Below are 21157 nucleotides of genomic sequence, written 5' to 3'. Positions count from 1 at the left end.
AACATACTATAAATACTGCCCGAGGCCCCACCATGACCGACACCACCCAGACCACTCCCGCTCCACCGTCCGCAGGCGTCGTCGGTCTGGGTGTCATGGGCCGCAACCTGGCCCTCAACCTGGCCCAGCACGGCTACTCGGTGGTCGGTCAGGACCTGCAGGCGGCCAATGGTGAGGCGCTGCGGGCACAGGCGGCTCAGGAGGATCTGCCAGCGCGCGCTGTTGCTTCGGCTGCAGAGCTGCTGGCTGAACTGCCCGCACCCCGCATCCTGATCCTGATGGTGCCCGCAGGGCCGGCCGTGGATGCGGTCTGTGCCGACCTTGTTGCTGCCGGAGCCGGGCCTGACGACCTGGTCATCGACTGCGGCAACAGCGACTGGGAAGACACCGAACGGCGCTTCCGGGAGCTTGCAGGCAAACTGCGCTTCTTTGCCACCGGGGTCTCCGGCGGTGAAGAAGGCGCCCGCCACGGGCCCTCGCTGATGGCCAGCGGCGACGCGGCGGACTGGCAACGGGTCAAGCCCCTGTGGCAGGCCATCGCCGCACGGGCAGCCACGCGGTCCAGCGATGACACGGTTGATCCGGTCTGTGCGGCCCGCGTCGGCCCGGGTGGCAGCGGCCATTTCGTCAAGATGGTGCACAACGGCATCGAGTATGCCGACATGCAGCTGATCTGCGAGGCCTACCACCTGCTGCGTTCTACCCTGGGCTATGCCCCGCAGCGCATCGGCACACTCTTCGCCAAGTGGAATCGCGGACCACTGGCCAGCTACCTGATGGAGATCAGCGCCGATATCCTGCAGACCGCCGACCCCGAGACCGGTCAGCCGCTGGTGGATGTGATCCTGGATCGGGCCGGGCAGAAGGGCACCGGCGTCTGGACCGTGATCAATGCCGCCCGCCTCGGCGCGCCGGCGGGTCTGATCAGCGAATCCGTCTTTGCCCGTGCCCTGTCGGCCCGCAAGGCCGAACGGCAGACTGCAGACCGGGCCTACAACGGCAACCGGGTCACGGCCATCGTGCAGGAGCACACATCTGACATCGAACAGAATGTGCACGATGCCCTGCTGGCGGGCAAGCTGTGTGCCTATGCGCAGGGCTTTGCCATGCTGCGCCAGGCCAGCGAGGCCCATGGCTGGCAGCTGGATCTGAGCGCCATTGCGCGTATCTGGCGCGGCGGCTGCGTGATCCGGGCCGACCTGCTCGATACGCTGCGTACGGTCCTGGACAGCCCCGAGGGTCAGACCAACCTGCTGCTGCACGACCGCATCAGAACCGACCTGCAGGCCCTGCAGGCGGGCTGGCGCAGTACGCTGAAACTGGCCATCGACAGCAGTGTGCCGACGCCGGCCCTGAGCAGCGCTCTGGCCTGGTTCGACGGCTACTGCACGGCCGACTCACCGGCCAGCCTGCTGCAGGCGCAGCGCGACTATTTCGGTGCCCATACCTATGAACGCAAGGATGCCGAAGACGGCGTCGGCTTTCACCTGCAGTGGCAGGCACAACCCCGGCGCCAGACCCGGCGCTGACAAGGCGGGGCATAAAACGGTACGATAACAGGCAGCCGGGGCAAACCCGGTCGCCCCGCAGCATGAATACAACAGGAACCGACTACCCCATGAACAAACTCGACGCCCTCAAGCAGATGACCACAGTGGTGGCTGACACCGGTGACTTCGAAGCCATCAAGCAGTTCGAACCCACCGATGCCACCACCAACCCCTCGCTGCTGCTGAAAGCAGCGCAGCAGAGTGCCTATGCCGAACTGGTAGAGGATGCGCTGGCCTATGGTCGCAAGCAGGGTGGTGTCCACGAAAAGCAGGTCGAAGCGGCCATGGACAAGCTGGCCATCAACTTCGGGCAGCGCATCACCGAGGTGGTGCCCGGCTATGTCTCCACAGAGGTGGATGCCAAGCTCTCTTTCGATACCGAGGGCACCATGGCCAAGGCGCGCCACCTGATCGCACTCTACGAGGAGCAGGGGGTCAGCCGGGATCGCATCCTGATCAAGACCGCCTCCACCTGGGAAGGCATACAGGCCGCCCGCGAGCTGGAGCAGCAGGGCATCAAGTGCAACCTGACGCTGCTGTTCAGTTTCAGCCAGGCCGTGGCCTGTGCCGAGGCCGGCGTGTTTCTGATCTCGCCCTTTGTCGGGCGCATTCTGGACTGGTACAAGGCCAGCACAGGGCAGGACTACAGCGCCGAGACCGACCCCGGCGTGCTGTCAGTGCAGCGCATCTACCGTTACTACAAGGCGCACGGCTACGACACCGTGGTCATGGGCGCCAGCTTTCGCAACCAGGGTGAAATCGAACAACTGGCCGGCTGTGACCGCCTGACCATCAGCCCGGCCCTGCTGGAACAGCTGGCCGCCGACAACGGCGAGCTCAAGCGCGTGCTGAGCCCGGATCAGGGCAGTGACGACTCGAAGCAGTCCCTGGACGAGCAGACCTTCCGCTGGCATATGAACGAGGATGCCATGGCCACCGAAAAACTGGCCGAAGGCATTCGCAAGTTCCACGCGGACTATCTCGAGTTGCAGAAGCTGCTGTCCGGCAAGCTCTGATAGCACCGGGGCACCACGGGATTCTGTGGTGCCCGCACGTCGCTGGACAAGCGCGGCCGTGAAACCGTTTACACAAACTGATGTTACTGGTAACTTCATTTCCAGAATCAATAATCACAACAAGAGCTGACAAGGACCATACCCATGACCCCTGTGCAAGCTGACCAGGGTCGGATCGACCTGCTGTCGCCCACCGCCATGCCCAATGCCTGCGGCTTTCTCTGGAACCGCAGCATGATGATTCAGATGAACTGCAGAGGCTTTGCCACCGCCCAGTTCATGCAGCCCGAACCGGCCAAGTACACCACCGGCCCGGCTCTGGAAGCAAAAACCTTCATGCAGCCGGAGCAGCCCTACTATGCCCATCACCCGGGCCGCTTCTTCTATTTCAAGGACGAGGTCACGGGCGAGCTGTTCTCCGCCCCGCACGAGCCGGTGCGCGCCGAACCCGACAAGTTCCTGTTCTCTGTTGGTCAGAGTGACCTGTGCTGGGTGGTGGAAAAGTTCGGCTTGCGGGTGACCCTGCGCCTGACACTGCCGCCGGAGGACGTGGCCGAACTGTGGGAAGTCAGTGTGGAGAACATCTCCGAACAGTCGCGTCGTATCAGCTTCTACCCCTATATGCCCTTCGGCTACCGCAGCTGGATGAACCAGTCCGGTGCCTATGACTCCGAACTCGGCGCCGTGCTTGGCCGCTGCATCACGCCCTACCAGAAGGTGGAACAGTATTTCGAGAACATGCACCTGAAGGACATCGCCTATCTGCTGCACGACCGCCAGCCGGATGCCTGGGAGGTGAACCAGAACCTGTTCGAAGGGGAGGGCGGCCTGCGCTACCCGGACGGCATCGCCCAAGACAGCCTGAGCAACGGTGATGCCCTCTATGAGACCCCGGCGGCCATACTGCAGTATCGGCTCGCCCTGAAACCCGGGCAGAGCGAGACCTATCACTTTGTGCTCGGGCCGGCCCTGGACGAGGCGGAAATCAGGTCGGTGCGCGAGCGCTTGCTGACCCCGGATGCCTTCAAGCAGGCGCAGGCGGACTATCACCGCTATGTCACCCAGGGTCAGGACCACCTCAAGGTCGACACCCCCGACCCCGAGTTCAACCAATTCGTGAACCACTGGCTGACCCGGCAGGTGTTCTACCACGGTGACGTCAACCGGCTGAGCACGGACCCGCAGACGCGGAACTATCTGCAGGACAACATGGGCCTGAGCTATTTCAAGCCCGAGGTCACCCGGGCCGCCTTCATGCACGCGCTGAGTCAGCAGGAGCCCTCAGGCGCGATGCCGGACGGCATCCTGCTGCGCCGCGATGCCGAGCTGAAATACATCAATCAGGTGCCGCACACCGACCACTGTGTCTGGCTGCCGGTCTGCCTGCGCGCCTACCTGGACGAGACCGGCGACTATGAGCTGCTGGATGAAGTCGTGCGCGACTGGGAGGGAGATCGGGAACAATCCGTCTTTGTTCGTATCAGCAATGCCATGCGCTGGCTGGCCGAGGCCCGCGACGAGCGCGGCCTGAGTTATATTGCCCAGGGCGACTGGTGCGATCCCATGAACATGGTGGGCTACAAGGGGCAGGGCGTCTCCGGCTGGCTCTCGGTGGCCAGCGCCTGGGCGCTGAACCTGTGGGCCGACATCTGTGCCGAACGGCAGGAGACCGCCCTGGAACAGGAATTCCGCACCGCCGCCGCAGACATCAACCAGGCCGTGAACGACCACCTGTGGGATGGCGAATGGTACGGCCGCGGTATCACGGATGACAATGTCACCTTCGGGATACAGTCCGACCCGGAAGGCAGGATCTATCTCAACCCGCAGAGCTGGGCCATGCTGGCCGGTACCTGCAACGAGGAACAGCAGCAGGCCATGATCGCGGCCGCCGAGCGTGAACTGGAAACGCCCTATGGCATCCAGATGTTTGCCCCGGCCTACACCGCCATGCGTGATGACGTGGGTCGAGTGACGCAGAAATTCCCCGGCTCGGCGGAAAACGGTTCGGTCTACAACCATGCCGCCGCCTTCTATATTTACGCCCTGTATCAGGTCGATGAAGGCGACCGGGCCTGGAAACTGCTGCGCCAGATGATCCCCGGCCCGGATGCAGAGGATTACCTGCGCCGTGGTCAGCTTCCGGTCTATATCCCCAACTATTATCGCGGCGCCTGGCGCCAGCACCCGCGCACCGCCGGCCGTTCCAGCCATCTGTTCAACACCGGCACCGTGGCCTGGTACTACCGCTGTGTGGTCGAAGGGCTGCTGGGCCTGAAAGGCGAACGTGGCGGATTGAGAATCTCGCCCAGCCTGCCCGGAGACTGGAACAGCCTGCAGGTCCAGCGCACCTTCCGCGGTGCGGTCTTCGATGTCAGCTACCGGCGCGACAGCCAGTGCACCGCCGTCACGGTGCATCTGGATGGCACTCGACTGGAGGACAACCTGATACCGGAGCCCAGGGCCGGGCAGCATTATCAGGTGCAGGTCACCTTGCCCTAAAGTGGCCGCCGGTTCTGCCGATACCTTGCAGGACAGCTGTAAAAAGCCTATGCAAGCGGACAGAGTGGGAGGAACAGGGATGATTGATCACTATTATGGTGCCTACGGCAACATGTCGGCGCCTGTCAGTGTAACAAATGAGAAGGCCTATGGTCGGCGCCTGGAAGGAGAAGAACTGGCGGCAGCTGGCGAGCGGTTACGGAATTCCGCCAAAACAGAAAGCAGTGCGGTGGTCACCCTGGCGCCGCCACAGCCTCCACCGCCCCCCAGACCCACGGAACAGCTATTCGAACCCCTACCAGGCGTGATGGTCAGAGAAGACATCCCTGCTATTGAAGCCAACCCCGACCTGGAGTTGCGCCGGACCATGGTCGAGGCGAAGGTAAATGGCCAGCCCGGCAACCCGCCGGGCGGCCTGTACGACCTGCTCGAGCTCAGCGCCAAACGCGACATCAGCCTTAGCGAAAACCTGGCGCTGCTCGGCGCCTATGACGGCGACGTACAGAACCTGACCCTGCGCTCTCGCGTGGAGATGGGCGATGTACACGGACCGCAAATGTACTCTCCAGAGGGCATGGTACACAACTCGTTCAATCGAAGCCGCTACCACCACACCCCTGAGGTAAATTTCATCCTGCAAACCGCTGATGGCGGCACCATCGACATACACCTTTCCATTGAGGAGTTTATCAACGAGGCTGGCACTCACGCTGCCCAAATGGGCGTCCACAAAGGCATGTCACGCACCCTGACCTTCACAATGGACTCTCAGGGTCCGGTATCCCAGGCCGCCTGGGAGGGGCTGGCGCCCATCATGGAAAAGCTGGATGCCATGATCAATACCTTCAATACTGATCAGGCGCTGCGCCAGAGTGATGTGGATGCCCTTGCCAGCCAGATGGCAGCCAATCAAGACCTGTACTCTTCCTCTGATCTGCAATTTCGATTGAATACTGAACATGGCGGAGTGATCAGACAAATTGACATTGCTACTGATCATCTTGGCCCATCACGTATCAGTGTTGACGAGACTGCGATGGCAGCATTTTACAGGGCTGGTGTTTCCGGAGCAGCCTTTACGATGAGTATCGTCGATGGTGATTTTGATCGGGAAGCCTTTGCACAACTGGGTCCACACAATCCAACAGCGTTCTATCTGTCTGCTATAGAGGCGGATTGGGACACAGACTACGCCACCCTGATTCGGTTTATGCACTCCTTTCTGGAACCCTGACACCACCAGTGTACGGCGTGTGCCATCCAGTTGGATGGCACACGGCTGGCCGGCAACCGGCTTCGTTTCCTGTGTAGTTACCAAATTGAACTTGAAATCAACCCAAAGGTTCGTTACCGTAGGCTCTAAGTTACCGGTAACATTACCGGTAACCCGGTCGTGATGCAGTATTGAATAACAAAGATAATGGGCTCAATTGCCCAACGACAAACAGGTCCTTCTACATGCGCAGCAACATTATTCTGGGTGCAGTAATAGTCGCCTTTTCAGTTTACTTTTACAGCCTGACCTCGGGATTGCCGGAACGTTCAGCCCTGTTTCCCAGAGCGGTGCTCTGGTGCATGGGTATTTCCGGCCTGGCCATCATGGGTGGTGCGCTGTGGAAAGGCTTGCGGCACAGGACCTCGGACGATGACAGGGCCATCGGGCAGGCGTTGCTGTTCCAGATTGTTATCCCCGGCGCACTGCTGACCATCGCCTTCTTGCTGCTGCGCACCCTCGGTTTCTACATGGCTTCCGCCTTCCTGGTATTCGTGGTGTTCTGCTACCACACCTACCGGGCTGGCGAAGTGCGCCTGGGCTGGCCCATATATGCCCGGGCTGTCACCTTCTCGGTCGTGATGACCGGGATGTCCTTTGTGGTGTTTTCGGTGCTTCTCGGATTACCCACACCCTAGGTGTGATCGGCTTTTTCTCCCGAGATCGGCCCCTGCACCACACACACACACTCACCGACCACACAAAACAAATCCAACAAGAGAACATTATCATGCAAAACAAACCAGCAATCGTCCTGACCACTGCCCTTGCCCTGACCCTTGGCGCCGCATTCGGAGCCCAGGCTCAGGATTATCCAAGCCGCAATATCCAGATCATCGTACCCTACAGCGCTGGCGGGGGTGGCGACACCGTCGCTCGCATCGTGGCCGATGTACTGAGTGACGAGCTTGACCGCCAGGTCAATGTCGTCAACCGCGAAGGTGCCGGTGGTGAAATCGGCATTGCCGAGATCGCCCGTGCCAACCCGGACGGCTATACCCTGGGTGTCTTCGGGTACCCCGACAACTTTGTCCTGGAACAGACCCGGGAGACCAGTTTCTCCTTCGATGATCTCGAATACCTGGCCGGTTTCGATGACATGCCCATGGGGATATTCGCCTCACCCAACAGCGAGCACACCACTCTGGACGATGTTCGCGCCTATGGTCAGGTCAACTCGGGGTCGCTGACAGTGGGTGAGTCCGGCGCGCTGGGCCTGCTGCATATTCTGGCCTTTGCCGACCACCTGGATATAGAAGTGACAGATATCAAGTACTCCGGGGGCGGCGAGCTGATGAACGCGCTGCTGGGCAACCATGTCGACATGGCGTCCACATCGTCCATGAGCCATGACCCCATTGTCGATGCCGGCGGCACGCCCATCGGTTTCGCTGCCGCCGAGCGCATGGACATGTTCCCGGATGTCCCGACCTTCCGTGAGCAGGGTGTGGACCTCGTCATGGGTGTGTCCAGGGTTCTGGTGGCTCCGGCCGGCATTCCGGATGATGTTCGCGACGCTCTGACATCAGCCCTGGATGCGATCAGCACCAACGAAACCATGATCCGCAACTTCGAGAACGCGGCCATTCCCTACAACTACCTGGATCATGAGGCGGTCAACCAGGTGCTGGAAGACTCCAACGCCACCCTGACCCCCATCATTCAGGACAACCTGGATCAGTTCACCGACAACTGATGAAAGCCGCCGGCGCCTTCAGCGGCAACGCCGCCTACGGGCGCCGGCTTGATGACCGCCATGAGTAATGATTTATGGAACTGATTGAATTGTTAGGCTATCTGGCTCAGCCCAGTGTCTTTCTGATTGTCTTCAGCGGTGTGCTCGTCGGCATTCTGGTCGGGGCCATTCCCGGTCTGAACGGTGCTATCGGCATCTCATTGCTGCTGCCGCTCACCTTCACACTTGAGCCCCAACTGGGTCTGCTTCTGCTGGGCGGTATCTATATGGGTGGCATGTATGGCGGTTCCATTACCGGCATACTGATCAATGTGCCAGGCGATGTGGTGGCTGCCCCAGTTGCCATGGAAGGTTACCCCATGACACAGCAAGGTCGAGCCAAGGAGGCGCTCTACTATTCCGTGTTTTCCAGCATGTTCGGCGGTTTTATCGGTGTTCTGGTGCTGATCCTTTTCACCCCACCTCTGGCCCGCTTCGCCCTGCAGTTCGGACCGGCGGAAATGTTCTTTATCTCCCTCAGCGGGCTGATCATTGTCGGTGCGCTCAGCGGCAGCCTGTTCAAGGCCGCCTTTGCCGTATTGTTCGGACTCTTTATCAGCACCATCGGTATCGACATGATCATGGGCCGGGAGCGCTTCACCTTTGGTCAGGCAGAGCTCCGTTCGGGGGTCTCGGTAGTACCGGTGGTGTTGGGCCTGTTCTGTTTTGCGGAGATGTTTCTCAACATCGGCAAGAAGTCGACCGAGCAGGTGCAGTACAAGGATCAGTCCATCGCCCGACTGACCGTAGTCATGGCCATAGTCCGGAAAAAATTCCTGGTCATCAAATCCAGCCTCATCGGTACCCTGATCGGGTTGTTGCCCGGTGTCGGCACCACCCTGGCAGTGTTCATGTCCTATGGGGAAGCCAAGCGGGTATCAAAACAGCCGGAACTGTTCGAAAAAGGTAATCCGGAAGGCATTATTGCGGCAGAAAGCGCCAACAATGCCACCGTTGGCAGCTCCATGGTACCGCTGCTGGCACTCGGCGTCCCGGGCAGCCCGACCAGCGCCATCATCGCCGGCGCCCTGGTGATACACGGCATCATTCTCGGCCCCAGCCTGTTCGTCAACCGGCCGGACGTCGCCTACACCTTTCTCTACGGCATGCTGCTTACGGTACTGGCCATGACCATCATTGGGGCGGTCGGTATCAAGTACTTCTCGTACATCCTCAAGATTCGCATGCAGTACATCGTGCCCACAGTGCTGGTGCTGGCCCTGTTTGGTGCCTATAGCGTGCGCAACAGCCTGTTCGATGTCGGCGTCGCCATCGTGCTCGGCATTTTCGGTGCCGTATTCAAGAAGATGGAAGTGCCGCTCGCCCCCATCATTATCGGCGTCGTACTGGGGCCGCTGATTGAAACCAATCTCGCGCGCTCCATGCGCATTGCCAGCGCCCGGGATCTGTCCCTGCCGCAATATCTTCTGGCATCACCACTCGCCATCGGCCTCTTGGTGATGGTCCTTGTTCTGCTGGTGATCGTCATCCGCATGCGTATCCGATCTGCTCGGGCAGAGGAGCAACAAGGGAGTTGATCTCAACAAGCATGTCTACTCAGAAAATCATCGTGATGGGCGTTTCCGGAAGCGGCAAAAGTCTGATTGGCGCTCGTCTGGGCCGCGAGCTCCAGCTGCCGTTTTACGACGCGGACGACTTCCACACAGCTGACAACATACGCAAGATGTCGGATGGCATTCCCCTGAGTGACCAGGACAGGGCTGGCTGGCTGCAGCAACTGGCCGCCCTGCTCCAAGCGGAACCCGGGCTGGTACTGGCCTGCTCGGCTCTGAAAGCGGACTACCGACGGCGTCTCCAGGAAGCCTCTCCGGAAGTGACCTTTCTCTACCTGTGCGGGGATTTCGATACTATCTGGGCTCGGCTTGCGCGCCGCGAAGACCATTATTTCAGCGGGCACAGCATGCTGCGCAGTCAGTTCGACCAGTTGGAAGAACCGGACCACCACGAGGCGATCCGGATTTCGATCGACCAGCCTGCAGACTCGGTGCTGGAAGAATGCCTGCGCAAGATCAACAACCGTTGACCTGTCCACACTCATGACGCAGCCGCCAGGGCTTTGAGTGCGCTGAAAGCACAGCGTGATAGTGATGGTCTGGCGGCACTCAACCAGACCGCATTGGCAACCTGAGACCTCCCGTTCCCGGGCTTTTACAAATGAATGCAAATTTATGATATCGCTTACATTTTATGGTAGCGCTTACATAAAAGATGAAATATACTTCTGGATGTTACCAGTAACTCAAAACTCCAACCAAAGTTGTTACTGGTAACAACTGAACTACAAAAACAATCAGAGTCGTCGGCTGCTCCGCAACGGCAGCCCGGCAAGGAGAACAACCATGAACTTCACTCGTAAACTGGTGCCCGCAATTGCGGCTGCCGCTCTGAGTTCCAGCGCTGCCGTGCAGGCCGTGGATCTCGAAGTCATTCACTGGTGGACATCCGGCGGCGAACAGGCTGCTGTAACTGTCTTCGCCGATGAATTCGAAGCCTCTACCGACCACAACTGGATCGACGCAGCCATCGCTGGCGGCTCCGCAGCCCGTGGTGCGGCGCTGCAACGCATGCTGGGTGGCGATCCTCCGGGCGCCGCACAGTTCAATATCTCGCGTCAGTTCGAAGAGCTGGCTGAAGCGGGCATGCTGCTGGACCTGTCGCCGCTGGCAGAACAGGAAGGCTGGTATGACATCATCCGTCCCTCGTCCATTCTCGAAGTCTGTGAATTCGAAGGCGGCATCTACTGTCTGCCGGTGAATATCCACTCCTGGCAGTGGGCCTGGGCGTCCATTCCGGCTTTCGAACAGGCCGGTGTTGATCTTCCAGGCACGCTGAACGAATTCATCGAAGTGGCACCGGCCCTGCAGGAAGCCGGTATCACGCCGTTCGCCATCGGTGGCGAAGGCTGGCAGATCAATGGTGCGGCCCGTGTCGTACTGCTGTCTCAACTGGGCAAGGAAGGCTATCTGCGCTTCTACCGCGACAAGGATCCTGAAGTGGCCATGGGCCCGGAAATGGCCGCCGCCATCGAGATCTTCCAGAACATGAAGCAGTACACCGATGACGGTTCTGCCAACCGCAACTGGAATGACACTACCAACCTGGTCATTACCCACCAGGCCGGCCTGCAGATCATGGGCGACTGGGCGCGCGGCGAGTTTGCCATGGCCGGCATGGAGCCAGGAGTGGACTATGCCTGTCTGGCCGGCCCGTCCGAAGATCCCTATCTGGACACCGGCGGTGACGTCTTTGTGTTCCCGAAGCAGTCCGATCCCGAAATCGAAGCGGCCCAGTTCGAGCTGGCATCCATGATGCTGAGCCCGCGCGTACAGGCGCTGTTCAACAACGCCAAGGGTTCACTGCCGGTGCGTGACGATGTCGACATGTCCATTGCCGATGTCTGCATGCAGCAGGGTTTGGAAATTCTGGCCGATCCGGACCGGATCATCCCGCCGGACTCCATGTACATCACTGAAGACACGCGCGGCGAAATGGACGACCTGTGGCTGGAAGTCTGGAACAACCCGAACATGGGTGTCGAGAACATCCAGCAGCGTTTTGCCAACATCCTGGCCAACGCAGACTGAAGCACCCGAGCCACCCGGGCCACTGGGCCCGGGTCTGGCTACTTTGTCACCTTCTCTCCGGTCGAACCTGAACCCGAGGTATAGTTCTCATGGCTCAATCCGCTTCCGCCGTAGCAGCACGGCGAGAGACAAACGCCACCCGGCGGCCCGAGTACGGGCGTCGACCGCGTTTTCGCCTGAGCACCCTGATGAGCATCATCGGCACCACACCGATGATCGTCACCGCCATTGGTGTGTTCGTGATCTGCATCATCTATTCCGGCGTGCTGTCCTTTACCGACAGCCGCATGCTGCCGTCCTACAACTTTGTGGGCCTGGCGCAATATGAACGACTCTGGAACACCAGCCGCTGGCTGATTTCCGTCAACAACATCTGGCTGTTCGGCCTGCTGTCGGTGGGGCTGAGCATGGTGTTCGGCTTTCTGCTGGCCGTGTTCATGGATCAGAAGATCCGCCACGAAAGCCTGCTGCGCTCCATCTTTCTGTATCCGTTTGCCATGTCTCTGGTGGTCACCGGTCTGGCCTGGCGCTGGATGCTCGACCCCGGCCTGGGCATTCAGTCGGCGGTACAGGGCTGGGGCTTCGAGAATTTCCGTTTCGCGCCGCTGGTCAATGCCAATACCGCCATCTACGGCCTGATCGTGGGCAGCATCTGGAACAGTGTAGGGGTCACCATGGCCATCATGCTGGCCGGCCTGCGCGGCATTGACGGGGAAATCTGGAAGGCCGCCCGCGTCGACGGCATTCCGGCTTGGCGCACCTATATCTTTATCGTCCTGCCCATGATGAAGGGCGCCGTTTTCACCGCATTCGTACTGCAGTGTGTCGGCATGGTCCGGGTCTACGACATCGTGATCGCCATGACTCAGGGTGGGCCGGGCATTGCGACGCAGATGCCGGCCGTCTTTGTCATCGAACACATTACCGATCGTCTGAACGTCGGCCTGGGTATGGCCGCCGCCATGATGATGCTGGTACCGGTTGTCTTCCTGCTCAGCCTGCTGGCCTTTGTGCAGTGGCGCGGGCGTGTTGCGAAGGAGAAAGCGCTATGACTCAGACCATTGTCCAACCCGAGGCTACTGCGCCGCTGGACAGAGTCCTCAGCGGCCCGCGAGGCCCGCGCAAGCAACAGATCACCATGGCCCGCATTGGCATCTATGGGTTTCTGATCATTGCGGCCCTGTTCTTCCTGACCCCGCTGTGGGTCATGCTGGTGACGTCGCTGAAGACGCTGCCCGAGATCCGCGAAGGGGGTAACCTCTTCTACTGGCCGCGCGAAATAACCTTTGAACCCTGGGTTCAGGCCTGGTCCTCGGCCTGTACCGGCCGTGACTGCCGGGGTCTGCAGCCCGGGTTCATCAACTCGGTGAAGATCACCGCCGTGGCCACCGTGGTGTCCATACTGATTGCGGCCATCAACGGCTATGCACTGTCATTCTGGCGCTACCGCTACGCCAATCTGGTGTTTGGCATTCTGGTGTTTGGCGCCTTTGTGCCCTACCAGGTGGTGATCTATCCGCTGGTGGTCGCCATGCGCGAAATGGGAATATTTGGCACCTTCCCCAGCATCGTCATCGTGCACACCATTTTCGGCATGCCGATCCTGACGTTGCTGTACCGCAACTTCTTCTCCAGCCTGCCACCGGAACTGTTCAAGGCCGGCCGCGTCGATGGCGCCGGTTTCTGGCAGATCTTCTTCCGGATCATGGTGCCGATGGCCGTACCCATAACGGTAGTGGCCGTCATTCTGCAGCTGACGGGCATCTGGAATGACTTCCTGTTCGGCACCATCTTTGCCGGTCGGGCCCATATGCCCATGACCGTGCAACTGAACAATATCGTGCAGACCACCACCGGCATTCGCGAATACAACGTGCACATGGCGGCGACCATGCTGACGGCAGCGGTGCCACTGGCAGTCTATTTCATTTCCGGCAAATGGTTCGTGCGCGGCATCGCTGCCGGCGCGGTCAAGGGGTAACCATCATGCAAACCAGTGTTTCCATCCGGGATCTGTCGCTGAGTTTTGGCAACACCCGAATCCTCGACAAGCTCAATCTGGACATCGAGCAGGGTGAATTCATTGTCCTGCTGGGGCCTTCCGGCTGCGGCAAATCGACCCTGCTGAACTGCATCGCGGGTCTGCTCGACATCGACGACGGCGAGATTCACATCAGCGGCCGCAATGTCACCTGGGCCGAGCCCAAGGACCGCGGCATCGGCATGGTGTTCCAGTCCTATGCCCTGTATCCGCAGATGACGGTCGAAAAGAACCTGTCCTTCGGTCTGCGCGTGGCCGGTTTCGGCAAGGCCGAGATTCAGGAACGCGTGCAGCGGGCGTCAGAAATTCTGCAGATTCAGCCGCTGCTGAAGCGCAAGCCGGTGGAGCTGTCCGGCGGGCAGCGCCAGCGCGTGGCCATCGGCCGCGCCCTGGTGCGGGATGTGGATGTGTTTCTGTTCGATGAACCACTGTCCAATCTCGATGCCAAGCTGCGCTCGGATCTGCGAGTAGAGATCAAGCGCCTGCACCGGAAGCTGAAGAACACCATGGTCTATGTGACCCACGACCAGATCGAGGCGCTGACGCTGGCCAACCGCATCGCCATCATGAAGGAAGGTGAAATTCAGCAGCTGGCCAACCCGCACACCATCTACCACAAGCCGGTCAACCTCTATGTGGCCGGATTCATCGGCTCGCCGTCGATGAACTTTCTGCAGGGCGCAATCCAGCATGAGAGTGGTGCGAACGATCCGCTTTTCGTCACCGACAGCGGGCTCAGAATACCCCTCGCCGGCTACCCCTTTGCCGAGGCACCAGACGCCGGTCTGCCGGCCGTCCTGGGTGTGCGTCCCGAGCATATCAATATCGCGGACGACAATCGCCCGCTGCCCTTCCAGCAGCAGGTCGAGATAGACATCGTGGAACCCATGGGTTCCGAAACCCTGGTCTGGACGCAGATCGCTGGCCAAACCATCACTTTCAGCTGTGACAGTGATGTGCTGGTCGAGCCAGGCCAGACGGTGACCATCGGGTTCGATCCAGTAAGAGCCTCGGTCTTCGACCGGGAAAGCACCTTGAGACTGTAGCGTGTCCTGAGTTGGCCCGGGGCTTCGGCCCCGGGCGTTTTTTCATCTTTTGCAGATCAGACTGATATGGCTTCAATCACTATCATCGTCATGGGTGTGTCCGGCAGTGGCAAGACACTGGTCGGCCAGCACCTGGCGCAGGCGCTCGGTCGTACCTTCTTTGATGCTGACGACTTCCACAGCCCCGAGAACATTCGCAAAATGGCCAGCGGCAGGCCACTGCTCGACCCGGACAGGCAGACCTGGCTGAACGACCTGGCGCAACTGCTGCAGAACGAACGCGGCTGCGTGCTGGCCTGTTCCGCGCTGAAGAAATCCTATCGGGACTTTCTGCGCGCGGCTGCCGGGCCCATCGTATTTCTCTATCTGAAAGGCGATTTTGATCTGATCTGGCCCCGCCTGGCCCAGCGCCAGGACCACTATTTCAATGGTTCCGACATGCTGCGGAACCAGTTCGAGCAACTTGAAGAACCGGCAGCAGCGGAAGCTCATGCCGTCGATATCGCGCAGAGCCCCGAGGCTGTGGTCGCCGACTGCCTGAGCCGTCTGGAGGCCACGGTCTGAAGCGGCGCGCACTGCATCAACCGGCCATAGTCTGATAGTATCGGACGCCTGTCCTCGTTCAATCTCGAAACGGGCACGACAACAGGGCCAGCGCGCCATTTGTCCAGAACTTTGGTGGGATTGCAGATCGTGAAAAACAGACGCCCGACGCTACAGGACATTGCCGACCGCGTTGGTGCCACCAAGATGACCGTCAGCCGCTGCCTGCGCCAGGCCGATTCCGTCTCGCCCGACCTGCGGGACAAGATCTTCGCCGTGGCCGAGGAACTGGGCTACATTCCCAACCGCGGCCCGGACATCCTGTCCAAGTCGACCAGCCGCGCCATTGGCGTACTGGTGCCCTCGCTGACCAACCAGGTCTTTGCCGATGTCATCAAGGGCATAGAGTCGGTCACCGAACCGGCCGGTTACCACCTGATGCTGTCGCACTACGGCTACAGTGCAGAACTGGAAGAGCGCAGCCTGTCCTCCCTGTTGTCCTACAATGTGGACGGCGTCATCCTGTCCGAAAGCCAGCACACCGAACGCACCCGGCGCATGCTGGATACGGCGGGCATTCCTGCCGTCGAGATCATGGATACGCACCTGCCGCCGCTGCAGCAGGCCGTCGGGTTCGACAATGTCCGCGCCTCTTTCGACATGGTCAGCGCCATGATAGAACGCGGCCGACGCCATATCGTCTACCTGGCCCTGCGCCTGGACGCCCGCACACTGCAACGCCAGCAGGGCTATGTACAGGCCATGGAAGCGAATGGCCTGCGCCCGGAAACCCTGCGCAGCACAGCACGCTCTTCCTACAGTGTCGGTGCCAGCCTGATGGCGGAACTGCTGCAGCAGCACCCCGACACGGATGGGATATTCTGTACCAATGACGACGTGGCCGTGGGCGCCTATTTCGAGTGCCTGCGGCGCCGTGTTCCGGTACCGGACCAGATCTCCATTGCCGGCTTTCACGGCCATGATGTGGGGCAGGTCATGGCGCCGCGTCTGGCCAGTGTGGTGACCCCCCGGGAAGCGGTGGGGGAAACCTCGGCGCGCGAACTGCTGCACCGCATTCAGGGCCGCCCGATCAGCGAGACCGTGATAGACCTGGGCTACCGCATCGAGGTCGGAGGCACGCTCTGACCATGTCTGCAGTCACCCCGATTCCCGCCGTGATTGCAGTAGTGCACGATCAGGGCAGAGTGCTTCTGGTGCGGCGCGGCCAGGCACCCAACCGCAATCGCTGGGGCTTCCCCGGCGGCAAGATCGAACCCGGCGAAACCATCGCTGCCGCCGCCGAACGCGAACTGGCGGAAGAAACCGGCCTCCAGGCCCGCGCCGGCCGCGTGCTGACCACCCTCGACGCCCTGGACCATGGCCCCACAGGGGAACTGCGTCACCACTACCTGCTGGTTGCCGTCGCCTGCCAGTGGCAGAGCGGCGAAGCCGTAGCCGCCAGCGATGCCGCCGAAGTCCGCTGGGTATCCGTCAACGACCTGGAAACATCCGGACTGGACCTGATCGACCAGGTGGTCGAGGTGGCGCGGCTGGTGTAACGACGCACCGGGAGAGTGTGCACGACATCAACGATACCCGCTCACATCCGCCGGTTTGCCTGCCTCCATAACTTCTTGCAGGTAGCGGAAGGAGTCCGGCTGCGAGCCATCCAGATCTGTATAGCCATAAACCTGGGCGAGAAAACCGCTGGAAAGGGATTGCCCGTTCCAGCGGGCAACATCAGGATCACCGGCCAGCGCCGCTACGGCCCGTCCCACATAGCGTGGTGTTTCCGAAATCGCAAAATGCGGTTCTTTGGATGCCGCATCCCGCCAGTTTTCTTCCGCAACGCCAAAGTGCTCCAGCATGATCTCTGAACGCATCCAGCCTGGCGTCAGCGCCACCGCTGTACAGCCAAACGGACGCAATTCCTGCGCGAGTGCCCAGGCCATGCGAATCACCGACGTTTTCACATGGTCATAGAACAGCGGCGCCCTGTAATGCTGGCGGTTGTATTCTTCGGTCCCGTCCGTCATCTCGATGACCAGGCCCTGTTCATTCTTGATCAGCAAGGGCAGTGCATGGTGACTCGTGATGAGATGTGTTTCGACAGCGAGCCTCAACATGCGCAACCCTTTCTCAAGTGAGTGTTTCCAAATCGGTTGCTCCCCCCACTCTACAAGGTACTCGCCCCCCCAGATATCGTTCACGAGAATATCCAAACGGCCCTGTTCTCGCTCGATGCGTTTGACCAGGTCCTGCACCTGATCGGACTGCAGGTGATCCACCTGAAGGGCGATTCCACGACCACCCGCCTGGTCAACAAGTTCGGCTGTTTCCTCGATCGTTTCAGGCCGTCCGTATTCCGAAGACTGGTTCCGTGTTGTGCGTCCGGTCACGTATACGGTTGCTCCTGCCGCTCCCAGTTCCTGTGCAATTCCGCGTCCTGCACCACGAGTGGCACCTGCCACCAGGGCAATTTTTCCATGCAAGTCTTTCATTCGAGTTGGCCTCCGTTCTGATTGCCTGCAGGAAAAGAGTACAGTATGAATATGACACCGCCTGTCATATTAAAACCCGAGAATGACCGGAGTTGATCGCTTGCGGCGACCGCCCAGGTTCAATGGTTGCCGGAAAGTATTCAGGATGAGAGGTGAGGTGAGATGAGGAGAGCGCGATGAAAGCCGAAAGGCTTGTCAATATCATGATCCTGCTGCAAAACTGCGGGAAAATGACCTCACAGCAACTGGCTGATCATCTGCAGGTGTCTCAGCGGACGATTCTGCGCGACATGGATGCCCTGAGCGTCTCCGGCATTCCTGTTGTTGCCGAGCGGGGGAAAGCGGGCGGCTGGAGACTGATGGATCATTTTCGCAGCCAGTTGAGCGGAATCAATCTGGAAGACATGAAGGCTCTGTTCATTCCGGCTTCCGCAAAAATGCTGCAGGATCTGGGGGTAGCACCGCAGCGAGTGGACATCAGGCAAAAGCTGTTGTCAGTCGTGCCGGAGCATGTCAGGGGCGTAGCCGGACAATACATGGAGAAGCTGTACATAGACACGGAAACCTGGAAGCCTTCCGCAGAGAAAAATGCAGCGCTGCAAATCGTACAACAGGCACTGTGGGAAGACCGCAAACTGAACATGACCTATGAAAAAGTAAATGGTGATCGTTCGCAGAGAACGGTCTGTCCGCTAGGTCTGGTCGCAAAAGGGAGCGCCTGGTATCTCACCGCGGTCAATGAACAGGGCGAGTTCCGCAACTTCCGGGTTTCACGCATTGTCCAGGCAGAGCTGCTGGCGGAGCGCTTCACAAGACCCGAATCGTTCTCTTTGGCGGACCACTGGCAGCAAAGCAAGCTTGCCTTTGCCGACGCGCTGCCCACCTTTCAGGTGGAGGTTTCAGTGCCTCCCGATGTTCTCCGGCGGATGACTTTTGCCAATCAATTCGTAACCAGGATTCATTCCGAAACTTCTGCTGACCAGAAAGAGGTGCGTGTAACCCTGAACTTTCATACCGAACAGGATGCGGTAAGCTACATTCTGGGTTTCGGCGGACAAGTCAGGTTGCTGAGTCCACAACAGTTGATTCCCGACATTGTACAACAGGCAAAACAAGTCATTGAGCTGTATAGCAACCCAAAGGGCTGATAAAACGAGTCAAGGGTGTGAGGCAGACCCCGCCTTGGGACTCCCAGCCGAACATTGGGTCACCACTCTTTATATATCCCCCTGTTTGTGATCTTCATCACAAAATAACGCTTCCGAAGAGACTCTTCTTTGATCTTTGTAAAGACGCAGCTTATTTTGTAAATGTTGCGTATATTTCAGGTAAAGGAAACAAGGCAGAAAACCTGAGTTACGCAGGATGTTGTTGTATCAGGGAGAGTCCTACCGTGAGTTTCAAGCCCCTTCGTATCGCCCTCCGTGCGCTTTCAACCCTGTGTCTCGCCATCTTGCTGTCGGCGTGCCAGGACACCAGTGACTCGGAACCCAGCACTGATGACGGCATCGGCCAAATCCGCCCTCTCAGCCACGGCAGTTGCGACAGAGTTGATTGCGGTGACTGGTCACCTCCGGGAGGTGGAGGAGGTGGCGGTGGTGGCAATGGTAATGGCGAAGGAGAAGGGGACGGCGAAGGCGAAGGTGGAGGCGAAAACGAAGGTGGAGGTGGAGGAAACGGCTGTAACACACAATGCCAGGAAGAGAATGCCGCAAAGGAAGATGAAGAAGATATTGAGCAACAGAAGGACGAGGATGACGAAGACCTTGACTCAGCGACCGAAGAGGTAACAGACGGTACTGATCAAAGCCTGGACGAAACCGACCAACTGACGGCGGAAGCCGAAACCACAGAAGAAACCAACCGCGATGAAGGCGCGGCATCCGATACTGACGGCTGCCCGGTATCATTCAGCTGTGGCAGCAAGGTAACCCATGGCGCGGATGGCGGCAGTGAGTTTATCCAGTTCTCGCGACGCCATCGCCTGAGCCATCATTCCGCCTGGTCACTCGGGCCGGGCTGGCACTGGAATTATGACAGTCGCATCATCTGGGGTACTGCCGTTCTGGTGCAGGAACGCCTGGCCACACTGACCACGACACGCGCCAACCTCCAAAACCTGCTCGATGATATTGAAGATCGACGTGCCTTCTATGAAGGCTATCTCGACCACAACTTCGATTTTGTGGTCGAAGCGGCTGAAAACGGCCTTGTGATGCTGGACGGCTATGCAGCCGATGTACAAGCCCTGTACGACGACATCGACAGCCGTATCGGACCACTGGAACAGGAACTGGCCAGGAGCCAGGCTCATCGGGACCGTAATCAGTACGCCACAGATCCTGCCCATCGCGCCGAGGAAGAAGTCGGTATCGACTATCTCAAGTGGGTAGGGCCGACAGGGGATCGCCTGCTGTTTGCGGTGGAAGCCCATGGCTACCGCCCGATTGGCGTCAATGCCTATCAGATCACCGAGCAAGGCCAAGGCCTGGAAGTCCAGGGATCTGAAGGTGTGCGGTATCGCTACAACGAGCACGGCCTGCTGATGCAGCAGCGCGACGGCGGCGGTGGTGTAGTGGACGTCACGCGCGACAGCCAGCAGCGCATCACGGCCATTAGCGATCAACGTGGCCTGTCCTATGCCGTCAGTTACAACGGGGCCCGCCTGCAGCGTATTACCGACCCGGCGGGTCGAGAGTTGTCATTCAGTTATGATGGCCAGGGCCGCCTGAGCGCCGTCAACCAGTTCGACGGCCGCATCTGGAACTATGCCTATGAATACGCAGCCAATGACCTGGCCATTACCCGTGTCACCGACGGCGAAGGTGACACAGCCGAATATCGCTATCGCGAACAGGACGGCAAGACCGTCATCGACGAACAGACTGACCCCGCAGGCCACAGCCGCACCTATGACTACGACTTTGCGGGCCAGCGCACTGTGGTACACCAGCGTTCAGCGCCCGCAGACGGGCGGCGCATCGAATACCACTATGGCGACCACAACCGAGTTCTGGAGCAGACGGATCTTCCCTCCGGCGACCGACTGCGCTACGCCTACGACGACCGCGGCAACCGCACCCGCATCATCGATGAACTGGGCGGCACCACGGAGCTGGCCTATGACGACCGGGGCAATGTCACCCACCAGACCGACCCCGAAGGCCGTACCACCACCTTTGAACGCGACAGCGCGGGGCGGCTGATTGCCGTTACTGACCCGGCCGGCCACACCACCCGCTACCTGCGCGACAGCCAGGGCCAGGTCACCGAGATTCAGTTGCCCACCGGCGAGCGCATCCGGCAGAGCTGGCAGGACGGCCTGCTGCAACATCGCATTGACGA

Annotated in this window: 17 protein-coding genes and 1 pseudogene; 17 read left to right on the top strand and 1 reads right to left on the bottom strand. The window is 59.8% G+C overall.

From position 1 onward, the window contains the following. The first annotated feature begins 32 nt into the window (after positions 1-32). The 15 genes from gndA (at position 33) to E4656_RS09000 (ending at position 16870) form a co-directional block, all read left to right on the top strand. On the top strand, positions 33-1529 hold the full coding sequence (gene gndA / locus E4656_RS09070; protein WP_135482912.1) for an NADP-dependent phosphogluconate dehydrogenase: 1497 nt from the start codon (positions 33-35) through the stop codon (positions 1527-1529). Positions 1530-1618: 89 nt separating this feature from the next. Continuing rightward, positions 1619-2566 carry a transaldolase gene (gene tal, locus E4656_RS09065; protein WP_135482911.1) on the top strand — a complete coding sequence of 316 codons (948 nt, stop codon included), beginning with the start codon at positions 1619-1621 and terminating at the stop codon, positions 2564-2566. A 144-nt stretch (positions 2567-2710) separates the two neighbouring features. Beyond that, positions 2711-5068, top strand: a complete 2358-nt coding sequence (locus E4656_RS09060) for a GH36-type glycosyl hydrolase domain-containing protein (RefSeq protein ID WP_135482910.1) — start codon at positions 2711-2713, stop codon at positions 5066-5068. A 79-nt stretch (positions 5069-5147) separates the two neighbouring features. Further along, a complete protein-coding gene (locus E4656_RS09055) occupies positions 5148-6302 on the top strand; it encodes a hypothetical protein (protein ID WP_135482909.1) in 1155 nt (384 codons plus the stop codon). Positions 6303-6526: 224 nt separating this feature from the next. Next, positions 6527-6979 carry a tripartite tricarboxylate transporter TctB family protein gene (locus tag E4656_RS09050; protein WP_135482908.1) on the top strand — a complete coding sequence of 151 codons (453 nt, stop codon included), beginning with the start codon at positions 6527-6529 and terminating at the stop codon, positions 6977-6979. Between the two features lie 92 nt (positions 6980-7071). Next, positions 7072-8037 (top strand): Bug family tripartite tricarboxylate transporter substrate binding protein, encoded by a 966-nt coding sequence (locus tag E4656_RS09045; protein WP_135482907.1) that lies wholly within the window; start codon positions 7072-7074, stop codon positions 8035-8037. A gap of 74 nt (positions 8038-8111) precedes the next feature. After that, positions 8112-9614, top strand: a complete 1503-nt coding sequence (locus E4656_RS09040; RefSeq protein WP_135482906.1) for a tripartite tricarboxylate transporter permease — start codon at positions 8112-8114, stop codon at positions 9612-9614. An 11-nt stretch (positions 9615-9625) separates the two neighbouring features. Then, on the top strand, positions 9626-10120 hold the full coding sequence (locus E4656_RS09035) for a gluconokinase (protein WP_135482905.1): 495 nt from the start codon (positions 9626-9628) through the stop codon (positions 10118-10120). Positions 10121-10436: 316 nt separating this feature from the next. Further along, positions 10437-11681, top strand: a complete 1245-nt coding sequence (locus E4656_RS09030; RefSeq protein ID WP_135482904.1) for an ABC transporter substrate-binding protein — start codon at positions 10437-10439, stop codon at positions 11679-11681. An 89-nt stretch (positions 11682-11770) separates the two neighbouring features. Beyond that, a complete protein-coding gene (locus E4656_RS09025; RefSeq protein WP_167856002.1) occupies positions 11771-12733 on the top strand; it encodes a carbohydrate ABC transporter permease in 963 nt (320 codons plus the stop codon). Further along, a complete protein-coding gene (locus E4656_RS09020; RefSeq protein ID WP_135482903.1) occupies positions 12730-13662 on the top strand; it encodes a carbohydrate ABC transporter permease in 933 nt (310 codons plus the stop codon). The genes E4656_RS09025 and E4656_RS09020 overlap by 4 nt, the downstream gene beginning before the upstream one ends. Before the next feature lie 5 nt (positions 13663-13667). Then, positions 13668-14768 (top strand): ABC transporter ATP-binding protein, encoded by a 1101-nt coding sequence (locus tag E4656_RS09015; protein WP_135482902.1) that lies wholly within the window; start codon positions 13668-13670, stop codon positions 14766-14768. A gap of 66 nt (positions 14769-14834) precedes the next feature. Further along, positions 14835-15332 carry a gluconokinase gene (locus tag E4656_RS09010; protein WP_135482901.1) on the top strand — a complete coding sequence of 166 codons (498 nt, stop codon included), beginning with the start codon at positions 14835-14837 and terminating at the stop codon, positions 15330-15332. 129 nt (positions 15333-15461) lie between these two features. Next, a complete protein-coding gene (gntR, locus tag E4656_RS09005; RefSeq protein ID WP_135482900.1) occupies positions 15462-16457 on the top strand; it encodes a gluconate operon transcriptional repressor GntR in 996 nt (331 codons plus the stop codon). Between the two features lie 2 nt (positions 16458-16459). Next, positions 16460-16870, top strand: coding sequence for an NUDIX hydrolase (locus E4656_RS09000; protein ID WP_135482899.1), 411 nt, complete (start codon positions 16460-16462; stop codon positions 16868-16870). 27 nt (positions 16871-16897) lie between these two features. On the opposite strand, the gene E4656_RS08995 is transcribed toward E4656_RS09000, so the two are convergent. Continuing rightward, the gene (locus E4656_RS08995) at positions 16898-17812 is read right to left on the bottom strand and encodes an SDR family oxidoreductase (RefSeq protein ID WP_135482898.1); all 915 of its coding nucleotides are present in this window, start codon (positions 17810-17812) and stop codon (positions 16898-16900) included. A gap of 176 nt (positions 17813-17988) precedes the next feature. Between E4656_RS08995 and E4656_RS08990 the strand changes: the two genes are divergently transcribed. Together E4656_RS08990 and E4656_RS08980 are read left to right on the top strand one after the other, a co-directional pair. Beyond that, positions 17989-18960, top strand: a complete 972-nt coding sequence (locus E4656_RS08990) for a helix-turn-helix transcriptional regulator (protein WP_135482897.1) — start codon at positions 17989-17991, stop codon at positions 18958-18960. Between the two features lie 245 nt (positions 18961-19205). Beyond that, positions 19206-21157 (top strand): annotated as a pseudogene (locus E4656_RS08980) (RHS repeat protein); the annotation flags it as partial.

The sequence above is a fragment of the Natronospirillum operosum genome (genome assembly GCF_004768465.1).
Lineage (GTDB): Bacteria > Pseudomonadota > Gammaproteobacteria > Pseudomonadales > Natronospirillaceae > Natronospirillum > Natronospirillum operosum.
This window is presented reverse-complemented; position numbering and strand designations above follow the sequence as displayed.

Coding starts and splice junctions, on each gene's coding strand:
- gndA (WP_135482912.1), top strand. CDS start 33: ATGACCGACACCACCCAGACCACTCCCGCTCCACCGTCCGCAGGCGTC.
- tal (WP_135482911.1), top strand. CDS start 1,619: ATGAACAAACTCGACGCCCTCAAGCAGATGACCACAGTGGTGGCTGAC.
- E4656_RS09060 (WP_135482910.1), top strand. CDS start 2,711: ATGACCCCTGTGCAAGCTGACCAGGGTCGGATCGACCTGCTGTCGCCC.
- E4656_RS09055 (WP_135482909.1), top strand. CDS start 5,148: ATGATTGATCACTATTATGGTGCCTACGGCAACATGTCGGCGCCTGTC.
- E4656_RS09050 (WP_135482908.1), top strand. CDS start 6,527: ATGCGCAGCAACATTATTCTGGGTGCAGTAATAGTCGCCTTTTCAGTT.
- E4656_RS09045 (WP_135482907.1), top strand. CDS start 7,072: ATGCAAAACAAACCAGCAATCGTCCTGACCACTGCCCTTGCCCTGACC.
- E4656_RS09040 (WP_135482906.1), top strand. CDS start 8,112: ATGGAACTGATTGAATTGTTAGGCTATCTGGCTCAGCCCAGTGTCTTT.
- E4656_RS09035 (WP_135482905.1), top strand. CDS start 9,626: ATGTCTACTCAGAAAATCATCGTGATGGGCGTTTCCGGAAGCGGCAAA.
- E4656_RS09030 (WP_135482904.1), top strand. CDS start 10,437: ATGAACTTCACTCGTAAACTGGTGCCCGCAATTGCGGCTGCCGCTCTG.
- E4656_RS09025 (WP_167856002.1), top strand. CDS start 11,771: ATGGCTCAATCCGCTTCCGCCGTAGCAGCACGGCGAGAGACAAACGCC.
- E4656_RS09020 (WP_135482903.1), top strand. CDS start 12,730: ATGACTCAGACCATTGTCCAACCCGAGGCTACTGCGCCGCTGGACAGA.
- E4656_RS09015 (WP_135482902.1), top strand. CDS start 13,668: ATGCAAACCAGTGTTTCCATCCGGGATCTGTCGCTGAGTTTTGGCAAC.
- E4656_RS09010 (WP_135482901.1), top strand. CDS start 14,835: ATGGCTTCAATCACTATCATCGTCATGGGTGTGTCCGGCAGTGGCAAG.
- E4656_RS09000 (WP_135482899.1), top strand. CDS start 16,460: ATGTCTGCAGTCACCCCGATTCCCGCCGTGATTGCAGTAGTGCACGAT.
- E4656_RS08995 (WP_135482898.1), bottom strand. CDS start 17,812: ATGAAAGACTTGCATGGAAAAATTGCCCTGGTGGCAGGTGCCACTCGT.
- E4656_RS08990 (WP_135482897.1), top strand. CDS start 17,989: ATGAAAGCCGAAAGGCTTGTCAATATCATGATCCTGCTGCAAAACTGC.